Source organism: Paenibacillus sp. OK060 (genome assembly GCF_900101205.1).
GTDB lineage: Bacteria > Bacillota > Bacilli > Paenibacillales > Paenibacillaceae > Paenibacillus > Paenibacillus marchantiae.
Genome location: NZ_FNFR01000007.1, coordinates 381,267 through 388,501, shown reverse-complemented (window position 1 = coordinate 388,501; position 7,235 = coordinate 381,267). Strand labels below are relative to the sequence as shown.

3 protein-coding genes are annotated in these 7,235 nt (G+C 52.4%); all 3 read right to left on the bottom strand.

Translation table 11 applies throughout. The features are described from left to right. Window positions 1-4,968 (bottom strand): hypothetical protein (locus BLS14_RS33315; protein ID WP_090954566.1); only part of this gene is annotated, 4,968 nt, incomplete at its 3' end. A 208-nt stretch (window positions 4,969-5,176) separates the two neighbouring features. Continuing rightward, window positions 5,177-6,130 (bottom strand): NAD-dependent epimerase/dehydratase family protein, encoded by a 954-nt coding sequence (locus tag BLS14_RS25350; RefSeq protein WP_090954542.1) that lies wholly within the window; start codon window positions 6,128-6,130, stop codon window positions 5,177-5,179. 116 nt (window positions 6,131-6,246) lie between these two features. Beyond that, window positions 6,247-6,768, bottom strand: coding sequence for a TetR/AcrR family transcriptional regulator (locus BLS14_RS25345; RefSeq protein ID WP_063568300.1), 522 nt, complete (start codon window positions 6,766-6,768; stop codon window positions 6,247-6,249). Between the last annotated feature and the right edge of the window lie 467 nt (window positions 6,769-7,235).

Below are 7,235 nucleotides of genomic sequence, written 5' to 3'. Positions count from 1 at the left end.
CCCCGTTGCACCAGTGGCTCCCGTAGCTCCGGTTCCGGTTGCGCCTGTAACACCTGTTACCCCAGTAGATCCTGTCGCGCCGGTGGTTCCTGTTGATCCCGTTCCGGTAGCACCTGTTCCACCAGTTACCCCAGTTGAGCCGGTGGCTCCAGTTGCCCCTGTAGCTCCCGTTCCTGTTGCACCTGTCACACCTGTTACTCCAGTAAGACCCGTTGCACCTGTGGCTCCTGTTGTTCCTATTCCGGTGGCACCTGTCACACCTGTTACCCCAGTAAATCCTGTCGCGCCGGTGGTTCCCGTAGCTCCGGTTCCGGTTGCGCCTGTAACACCAGTTACTCCAGTAAGACCCGTTACTCCCGTGGCTCCGGTTGTTCCCGTTGATCCTGTCGTACCGGTGACCCCAGTTAAGCCCGTTGCACCTGTAGCTCCAGTTACACCGGTAAGACCAGTTGCTCCGGTAGCTCCGGTTGTTCCTGTTCCCGTTGCACCTGTCACACCAGTTACCCCAGTAATGCCCGTTGCACCAGTGGCTCCAGTTGTTCCTGTTCCGGTTGCACCTGTCACACCAGTTACCCCAGTAATGCCCGTTCCACCAGTGGCTCCCGTAGCTCCGGTTCCGGTTGCACCTGTCGCTCCAGTTACCCCAGTTGAACCCGTCGCGCCGGTCGCTCCGGTTATTCCCGTTCCGGTTGATCCTGTCGTACCGGTGACCCCAGTTGAACCCGTTGCACCTGTCACGCCAGTAAATCCTGTCGCTCCCGTGGCTCCAGTTACTCCAGTAAGTCCCGTTGCTCCGGTAGCTCCGGTTGTTCCCGTTCCGGTTGCACCTGTCGCACCAGCTACCCCAGTAATCCCCGTTGCACCAGTGGCTCCCGTAGCTCCGGTTCCGGTTGCGCCTGTAACACCTGTTACCCCAGTAGATCCTGTCGCGCCGGTGGTTCCTGTTGTTCCCGTTCCGGTAGCACCTGTCGCTCCAGTTACCCCAGTTGAACCCGTCGCGCCGGTCGCTCCGGTTATTCCCGTTCCGGTTGATCCTGTCGTACCGGTGACCCCAGTTGAACCCGTTGCACCTGTCACGCCAGTAAATCCTGTCGCTCCCGTGGCTCCAGTTACTCCAGTAAGCCCCGTTGCCCCAGTGGCTCCGGTTGTTCCAGTTCCGGTGGCACCTGTCGCACCAGTTACTCCAGTAAGCCCTGTTGCACCAGTAGCCCCAGTCGTTCCTGTTCCGGTTGCTCCTGTCACTCCTGTTACCCCAGTAAGACCCGTTGCACCTGTGGCTCCAGTTGCTCCTGTTCCGGTTGCGCCTGTTGCACCAGTTACTCCAGTAAGACCCGTTGCACCCGTGGCTCCGGTTGTTCCTATTCCGGTGGCACCTGTCACACCTGTTACCCCAGTAGATCCTGTCGCGCCGGTGGTTCCTGTTGTTCCCGTCCCTGTGGCACCTGTCGCACCAGTTACTCCAGTAAGTCCCGTTGCACCTGTGGCTCCCGTAGCTCCGGTTCCGGTTGCGCCTGTAACACCAGTTACTCCAGTAAGCCCTGTTGCACCAGTGATTCCAGTTGTTCCTATTCCGGTGGCGCCGGTGGTTCCTGTTACCCCAGTAAGACCCGTTGCACCAGTGGCTCCTGTCGTTCCTGTTCCGGTTGCCCCTGTCGCACCAGTTACCCCAGTTGAACCCGTCGCGCCGGTCGCTCCGGTTATTCCCGTTCCGGTTGATCCTGTCGTACCGGTGACCCCAGTTAAGCCCGTTGCACCTGTCACGCCAGTAAATCCTGTGGCTCCGGTTATACCAGTTGAACCCGTCGCACCAGTAGCTCCAATTGTTCCAGTTCCGGTGGCACCTGTCGCACCAGTTACACCAGTAAGCCCTGTTGCACCAGTAGCCCCAGTCGTTCCTGTTCCGGTTGCTCCTGTCACACCAGTTACTCCAGTAAGTCCCGTTGCTCCGGTAGCTCCGGTTGTTCCCGTTCCGGTTGCTCCTGTCACTCCTGTTACTCCAGTAAGACCCGTTGCACCCGTGGCTCCCGTAGCTCCGGTTCCGGTTGCCCCTGTCGCACCAGTTACTCCAATAAGCCCTGTTGCACCAGTGACTCCAGTTGTTCCTGTTCCCGTTGCTCCTGTCACTCCTGTTACTCCAGTAAAACCCGTTGCTCCTGTGGCTCCTGTTGTTCCCGTTCCTGTTGCACCTGTCGCACCAGTTACTCCAGTAAGTCCCGTTGCTCCTGTCGCACCAGTTACCCCAGTAAGCCCTGTTGCACCTGTGGCGCCGGTCGTTCCCGTTCCAGTGGCTCCTGTCGTACCGGTTACCCCAGTAAGACCCGTTGCACCTGTGGCTCCAGTAGCCCCTGTTCCGGTTGCTCCTATCGCACCTGTTACCCCAGTAAGACCCGTTGCACCTGTAGCTCCCGTCGTTCCTGTTCCCGTTGCTCCTGTCGTACCGGTCACCCCAGTTAAGCCCGTTGCACCTGTAGCTCCAGTTGTTCCTGTTCCGGTTGCACCTGTCACACCAGTTACTCCAGTAAGTCCCGTTGAACCCGTCGCACCAGTAGCTCCGGTTGTTCCTGTTCCGGTTGCACCTGTCGCACCAGTTACACCAGTAAGCCCTGTTGCACCAGTAGCTCCAGTCGTTCCTGTTCCGGTTGCACCTGTCACACCAGTTACTCCAGTAAGTCCCGTTGCTCCGGTAGCTCCGGTTGTTCCCGTTCCGATTGCACCTGTCGCACCAGTTACTCCAGTAAAACCCGTGGCACCTGTTATACCAGTAAGTCCCGTTGCACCAGTAGTTCCCGTTGCTCCAGTAGTTCCCGTTGCTCCTGTCACACCAGTTACACCTGTTAAACCCGTCGCACCTGTAGCTCCCGTTGTTCCTGTTCCGGTGGCGCCTGTCGCTCCAGTTGCTCCTGTTCCGGTGGCGCCGGTGGTTCCTGTTGTTCCCGTTACCCCTGTCACGCCAGTAAATCCTGTCGCTCCCGTGGCTCCAGTTACTCCAGTAAGACCCGTTGCACCTGTGGCTCCAGTTATTCCGGTTCCCATTGCCCCTGTCACACCAGTAAGCCCTGTTGCACCAGTGATTCCAGTTGTTCCTATTCCGGTGGCACCTGTCACACCTGTTACCCCAGTAGATCCTATCGCGCCGGTAGCTCCAGTTGTTCCCGTTCCTGTTGCACCTGTTCCACCAGTTACCCCAGTTGAGCCGGTGGCTCCAGTAGCCCCTGTAGCTCCCGTTCCTGTTGCACCTGTCACACCTGTTACCCCAGTAAGTCCTGTTGCACCAGAAGCTCCAGTTGTTCCTATTCCCGTTGCGCCTGTCGTACCGGTGACCCCAGTTAAGCCCGTTGCTCCGGTAGCTCCAGTTGTTCCCGTTCCTGTTGCACCTGTCGCACCTGTTACTCCAGTAAGACCCGTTGCACCTGTGGCTCCTGTTGTTCCCGTTCCCGTTGCACCGGTCGCCCCTGTTACCCCAGTAAGACCCGTTGCACCGGTGGCTCCAGTTGCTCCGGTTCCTGTTACACCTGTCACACCAGTTACACCTGTTAAACCCGTCGCGCCTGTGGCTCCAGTTGTTCCGGTTCCCGTTGCACCTGTCACACCAGTTACTCCAGTAAGACCCGTTGCACCAGTGGCTCCTGTCGTTCCTGTTCCCGTTGCTCCTGTCACTCCGGTTACACCAGTTGAACCCGTCGCACCTGTGGCTCCAGTTGTTCCGGTTCCCGTTGCACCTGTAGCTCCAGTTACACCGGTAAGGCCCGTTGCTCCGGTTGCTCCGGTTGTTCCCGTTCCGGTTGCACCTGTCGCACCAGTTACTCCAGTAAGCCCGGTTGCTCCAGTAAGCCCGGTTGTTCCAGTTCCGGTTGCACCTGTCGTACCGGTGACCCCAGTAAGACCCGTTGCACCTGTGGCTCCAGTCGTTCCGGTTCCGGTTGCCCCTGTCGCACCAGTTACCCCAGTTGAACCCGTCGCGCCGGTTATTCCCGTTCCGGTTGATCCTGTCGTACCGGTAACCCCAGTTAAGCCCGTTGCACCAGTAGCTCCAGTCGTTCCTGTTCCCGTTGCTCCTGTCACGCCAGTTACTCCTGTAAGACCCGTTGCACCTGTGTCCCCGGTTGTTCCAGTTCCGGTTGCTCCCGTCGCACCAGTTATACCCGTAGATCCCGTTGCACCAGTAGTTCCAGTAGTTCCAGTAGTTCCCGTTCCTGTTACTCCTGTCACACCAGTTACGCCCGTAGATCCTGTTACCCCAGTTAAGCCCGTTACACCTGTGGTTCCGGTTGCACCGGTAGTCCCCATCTCTCCCATGGATCCTGTTGCTCCTGTTATACCTGTGGTTCCAATCGTTCCGGTAGCCCCAGTCACACCTGTATTACCTGTAACACCTGTCACTCCAGTGCTACCTGTGGTTCCAGTTACACCTGTTGTGCCCAATGCTCCAACGGCTCCAGTTGCTCCCGTCAAACCTGTGGTTCCTGTGGCTCCTGTTTCACCAGGATCGCCCGTTGCCCCAGTTATCCCTGTCGTGCCAGTCACTCCAGTGCTACCTGTAGTTCCCATTCCAGTTGCGCCGGTTACACCGGTTATGCCCATTGCTCCCACGGCTCCGGTTGCCCCAGTCACACCTGTATTACCTGTAACGCCCGGATCACCAGTTGTACCTGTAAGTCCTCGGACTCCGGTTGATCCCGTTATTCCTATCGAGCCAGTAGCTCCCGTATTCCCCATCCTACCTACTATTCCCATTGCTCCTGTGATTCCCGTAGCCCCGGTTACACCTGTCTTTCCTTGAAACCCTCTATATCCCCTCGGTCCACGTAACACAGGACATCTGGATCTGACAGCTCTTTTCTTTTTAAGCGCAAGCTTCTTTTTGGATTTACATTTTACTTTTCTTTTAATAGAAACACGAGTGCCTGCTTTTTTTAATTTGCGTTTGGTTGTACTGATTGAGGACATTTTGCGCTCCTTTTTGGACATATAGCTCACAAGAAAATCCCCCCTCCTTGTACACCGTATCTATTCTCCGCTTTTGCAATACTACACTCTATGTCTAGGACAGGTTTTGTGCACCGCCCATTAATGAAGTCATATCAGCATTCAGCATTTTACTTTAGGTCGTAAGCATTAACCGATTCATAACGCAATTTAATTATTGATTGATCAATTACAAATCGACATAACACATTTATTTCTTTTGCAGCTCACCTATCGTCTGTGTAATCCCTTCTTCAAAAGAAGTCATCTTCACCGGCCCAACCTTGGCCTCGTATTTCTTTTTACTCAACACCAGCGGTTCTTCTGTCAAATATAACATTTCAACAATTTCTTTCATTACCGGTACGGCCAATCCAAGCAGTGAAAGCCCTGTTTTGCCGAGGGCTATGACCGGTTTCGCTTTACCCGCCGCCTGTTGTGCAATACGTACGATTTCCTTACCAGATATTATCCCAGCACCAGGGATATTCCAGTTCTGCCGATAGGCATCATCTCTGCTCGCCAACTCCACAACCATGACCGCTGCATCTGGCAAATAGATATATTCTCGTGGCATTTTCATAGTTCCGATAAAAAAAGTCATTTTCCCTTCCGCTATTGCTTCAAGCGTAGACCCCAGGTAAGAAGCCTGATTGGCAGTAGGACCATAATAATCAGGCAAGCGAACAATCATCACTTGCGCTTTGCGCCATTTGCTGCTAAATAACATCTGCTCAAAGGCAAGCCGAGTCTTTCCTTTTCGAGTATGCGGCTGCTTTGGATGTTCTTCAGTCACTTCTTTCATTTGTCTTCTGCCATACGGATAAATCCCGTCAATGACGACCACCTTTAGGCCCAATTGTTCTGCCGCCTCCATAACGGATTCACCCAGAGGAATCAGCTTGCTCTCCATTTCGTTATAAGGTACATTCGCGCAATGAAACATTACATCGGCTTCTAGTGAAGCAGCTATAATATCATCGAATCGGAATGCATCTCCAACAGCGATCTGTAGATGATCAGGCGAACCCAGTTTTACCGCAAGTTGCTCCAGTTTTTGACGTGAGCGACCAAAAATGATTGTAGAAATACCACGTTTAATCAATTCCTCTGTAATCGCTGATCCCGTTCCACCTGTTGCCCCAACCACGATTGCTCTTTTCATTACATCTCAACCTCTTTCTCTCAATTAGTTATTGATCAATTACTTACTTCAACACAATATAACGTATATTTAGTGATTGATCAATAACTAAAATGAAAAAAGGGACTCTTCCCTTTCTATCTATCCATAAGCTCTGGCATATCCAGTGCGGTTGATATATTACATAACATGCCGATTGCCAAGAATATCAACGTTCTTTGCTTTGGATTGGCACTGCCTGCCGCTGTAAAAGCTTCCAATACCATATCTCGCACCTCTGCGAATCCTTTTTGCATTGCTTGACGGATGACTTCTTCCTGAACCGTCTGCGCCTGCATTTGCAGCAAAATTTCGTTCTTGTGAGATTTAAGAATCTCTTCATAGGCTTCTGTTAACTCGTTCTCCAACTGATCTGGAGTAGCTGTCTCCACCACCGCTCGGAATGAATCAATCACTCGCGTCCAGGATACCTCAAGTGCTGTTAACAGCAAAGCTTCTTTGCTTTTAAAAAAACGAAAGATATACGGTTGCGAAATATTTGCTCTTTCTGCTACCTGAGCTGTGGTCGCCCGAAAATAGCCAATTTCAGCAAACACCTCAATCGCTGCGGATATGATATCACTACGTCGATTAACCGATACCGCTGCATTTTTAGCCATGTTATCACACCTCCATTACATAGTAATTAATTGATCAATAGCTTGAAGTATATAGGAAAGTCTAATGCATTGCAAAGAGACTCATCCCTGCAATCTAAGCACAGCTTAGAAGCTCTCTATTGTTTAAACATTTCTGTGACGTCAATTTCATCCGTATGTATATCGCCTCATTACAGTTTATAATTATTCTCAACCACAATATAAATCGATATAAAGTTACTTGAATGGATAACCTACACCTACGGAACCAAGAAGAATATCGCTTTGGAATAGATGGATTTATCTTCTCATGACTACCCTGTTGCAAAATCAAAACACCCATGATATATTAATTGAGCCATCAATGATTGATGCATCAAATATTGATACGTCAAAGATTAACTTAGTAGATATTACTGACTAAGCAATGGCACTTTATAATGGCAACTTTATGTATTCTGTTCACATAAGCCGTTGTTCATGGTCGA

Bases quoted from the DNA above. Each gene is read 5' to 3' on its own strand.
- BLS14_RS25350 (WP_090954542.1), bottom strand. From the start codon at position 6,130: ATGAAAAGAGCAATCGTGGTTGGGGCAACAGGTGGAACGGGATCAGCG.
- BLS14_RS25345 (WP_063568300.1), bottom strand. From the start codon at position 6,768: ATGGCTAAAAATGCAGCGGTATCGGTTAATCGACGTAGTGATATCATA.